Raw genomic sequence first — 2974 nt, 5'->3', positions numbered from 1 at the left:
GACGTGATCGTCGGCGACCACGTCCGGATGTGAGGTGTCGATGTGCCAAAGTGTCGCTTCTTCGGGCTGAAACAGCGGAAGCGGATCGAGGTGCTCAGACTGGAGATGTTCGAGCGTCAGTTCCATATACGGTTTGTACGGTTGGCAGAGATCTAATCTGTTCAGCACGGGGAATTCTAAAGGAGAGCTACCGCGAACGAACAGCTATGGTCGACTACATCGTGGAAATCAAAGACTCGGTCTTTCGCGAGACACCACTCGCGGAGGCGAATTTCGATGAGGATGGTCGACTCGCCTTCGACTTGAAAGCGGACGCAGAGGAGTGGGTAACTGAACAGAACCGAGAACACACGAGCAGGGGGCAACTCACGCTACACACCGCTCATCCGACCGACACGTCGGATGTCGACGCCTACGCCGTCTTCCAGCCGGTGAAAGGCGTCTGGGTTCCAGATTCGTAGGCACACAGCCACCCAACCGCCCACCACAATTACTACGGGTTTAATCCGTAGATACCATACGAGCGATGGTTGATCCCGACCCGACACTCACGGAGGCAGCAGTCCGGGGTCTGGCACGTCCCCAGTCATACGACCGGGGGGGAAACTACTACGCCGAGGGTGCCGTCGTCAAGCTCGTCCGGCGCGGTGAGACGATCCGAGCGGCGGTTGAAGGCAGCCAGTACGAGCCCTACCAGGTGCGGATCGATCTCGACGAAACTGGGGTCGTTGACACGGCGTGTTCCTGTCCGTACGATCACGGTGGGATTTGCAAGCACCGTGTCGCCGTTCTCCTGACGTACGTCCGCGATTCCGATGGGATCGACCAGCGACCGCCCATCTCCGAACTGATCGCGGATGCCGAGCCCGAGGTCCTCCGTGACGTTCTCACCAGCCTCATTGAGAGTCGCCCGGAGCTGGCATCCCAGATCGAATCCGAACTCGAAACAGCCGAGTCAGAAGACGAGATGGAGAATGGCGAACACGGTCGAACTCCGGACATCAATCGCGAATCGATCCGCCAGCAGGTACAGAACGTTCTCGGACCGACTAAGGGGCGAAGCGCTCACGCCTACGACCCGTACGAGGCAGCCGAAACCGACGTCGAGAAGTTGCGAGGCCTTCTCGATCAGGCACGGACAGCCGTCGAGGCTGGCGACGGCGAGACGGCACTGGACATCCTCGAACCGCTGGCCGACGAACTCATGGACGAAGAGTGGCTCGCGCTCTCGTACGACGATTCGAACGCGATCTTCGAGTTCTTCGACGAGGTCGACCGAGTGCTGGCCGAGGCGCTGCTCACCGCCGACCTCTCGGAGGCCGAGCGTACCGATTGGAAGGATCGCCTCTGGACGTGGGTACAGGAGATGGGAGGCTATACACACCATCCGCCATACAGTGTCGCGCTCGAAGCCGCCCAACGGGGCTGGGATTTCGAACCGGTTCAGCGAGCGATGCAGGGCGATATCGGCTATGCCGACCTCTGGGGAGGGGATCCACCGTGGTACGCCGAGGACTTCATCAGGGCTCACCTCAACGTCCTCAAGCGCCAAGGTCGCAACGAGGAGTACCTGGATCTGGCGGAGGCTGCGGATCTGATCGATGACTACGTAACCAAGCTCGTGGAGGAAGGACAGATCGACGAGGCGATCGAATACGGCCGGCACAACTTGTCCTCCCCGAACGAAGCACTCACACTGGCCCAGACGCTGCGAAACCATGATCGGCCCCGAGCAGCACTGGAGGTGGCCCAACGCGGATTGGCACTAGACGGCAGCGAGAAAGCGGAGCTGGCCGAGTGGCTCCGCGATCGAGCCGCCAGCCTCGACGAACCGGAGGTGGCCTTGGAGGCGGCTATCGCCGCATTCGAAGCCTCGCCGACGCTTGCGGCCTACCAAGCGGCAGAGGAACTCGCCGGTGAGGAGTGGATGACTATTCGCGAAGAGTTGGTGACATCGCTTCGGAACAAGGACACGACGCAGCGAGTTGCGCGACGGCACGTCGAAATCTTCCTGTACGCAGAGCAGTACGAGGGGGCTATCGATATCGCGGATCGATTTTCGGACTACAAGGTCGTGGAGCCGGTCGTCGAGGAAGTCTGGGATGAGCACCCAGACTGGACGATCGACGCCTGTAAGGAACAAGCCAAGCCAATCATCGAGGAGGGACAGTCCCAACGGTACCGACACGCCGTCCAGTGGCTGGAAACTGCCGGAAAGGCCGCCCGAGTTGTCGGTAAACTCGATGAGTGGTGTGTCTACGTCGAAGATCTCCGAGACGAACATTACCGGAAATACAAGCTCCGCCCGATGCTCGAGGAACTGTTGGAGGGCTTCACTGAGTAGTCGAAACCAGGTGAGGATAATGGATAGGACTACCAAAGACCGCGTTCTCACCGTGCTGGACGAGTGTGACATCGACCTGCCTGAAGATGGGCTGACACTGGAAAAGATCAGAGAGCGGGCTTTCAGATTCCAGTTCGAAGCAGATGACATGCTCTCGTTACAGATCGAGCGTCATCCGACGGTGTACCTTTCGGACATGGGTGTGCCGGGTGTCGATGCCTCACCAGCTCGGTTTCACGTGGTGACGGAGTATCAACTGGATTTGAACGACGAGACGTGGCATATCGAAGAACTTTCTTCGACCTTCGAGTACGAACCATGGCTGGTACTCGAAGCCGAGCTTGGAGCCGGAGGGCCCCACGAGATGATTCAGAAGGGGATCGAGGACGTCAGGGCTGCAGACGATCCAGAAGACACATTCGAGGACGTGTTCGGGTCGTGGATAGATCACTGGGAAGAGAAGTTCGACGAACTCGACGGCAGGAACGTTCCCGAGGAGGACAAAGAAGCGATCCTCGATCTCCTAGTCGGCGAGCTGAAAGAGCGGGCAAAACTCGATTGATCGGTGGCTGCTGTTCGTCCCGACATGCAGCTTCGTGCGACACGCTTTGTCGCTCTTCGGTAGACTGG

At 59.2% G+C, this 2974-nt stretch carries 3 protein-coding genes; all 3 read left to right on the top strand.

All coding sequences use genetic code 11. The annotated features are described in order from the left end of the window. Nucleotides 1-206 precede the first annotated feature (206 nt). A complete protein-coding gene (locus tag Z052_RS03440; protein WP_050033709.1) occupies nt 207-461 on the top strand; it encodes a hypothetical protein in 255 nt (84 codons plus the stop codon). 65 nt (nt 462-526) lie between these two features. After that, a complete protein-coding gene (locus Z052_RS03435) occupies nt 527-2344 on the top strand; it encodes an SWIM zinc finger domain-containing protein (protein ID WP_094579706.1) in 1818 nt (605 codons plus the stop codon). A gap of 19 nt (nt 2345-2363) precedes the next feature. Next, nucleotides 2364-2906: a hypothetical protein gene (locus Z052_RS03430; protein WP_094520270.1), complete on the top strand. Its 543-nt coding sequence runs from the start codon at nt 2364-2366 to the stop codon at nt 2904-2906. Nucleotides 2907-2974 lie beyond the last annotated feature (68 nt).

The sequence above is a fragment of the Halorubrum sp. C191 genome (assembly GCF_002727095.1).
Classification (GTDB): domain Archaea; phylum Halobacteriota; class Halobacteria; order Halobacteriales; family Haloferacaceae; genus Halorubrum; species Halorubrum ezzemoulense.
The sequence above is the reverse complement of the archived record's forward strand: the minus strand, read 5'-3'. Positions and strand labels throughout refer to the sequence as shown.

Excerpts from the sequence above, each read along its gene's own strand:
- Z052_RS03435 (WP_094579706.1), top strand. The coding sequence starts at position 527 with ATGGTTGATCCCGACCCGACACTCACGGAGGCAGCAGTCCGGGGTCTG.
- Z052_RS03440 (WP_050033709.1), top strand. The coding sequence starts at position 207 with ATGGTCGACTACATCGTGGAAATCAAAGACTCGGTCTTTCGCGAGACA.
- Z052_RS03430 (WP_094520270.1), top strand. The coding sequence starts at position 2,364 with ATGGATAGGACTACCAAAGACCGCGTTCTCACCGTGCTGGACGAGTGT.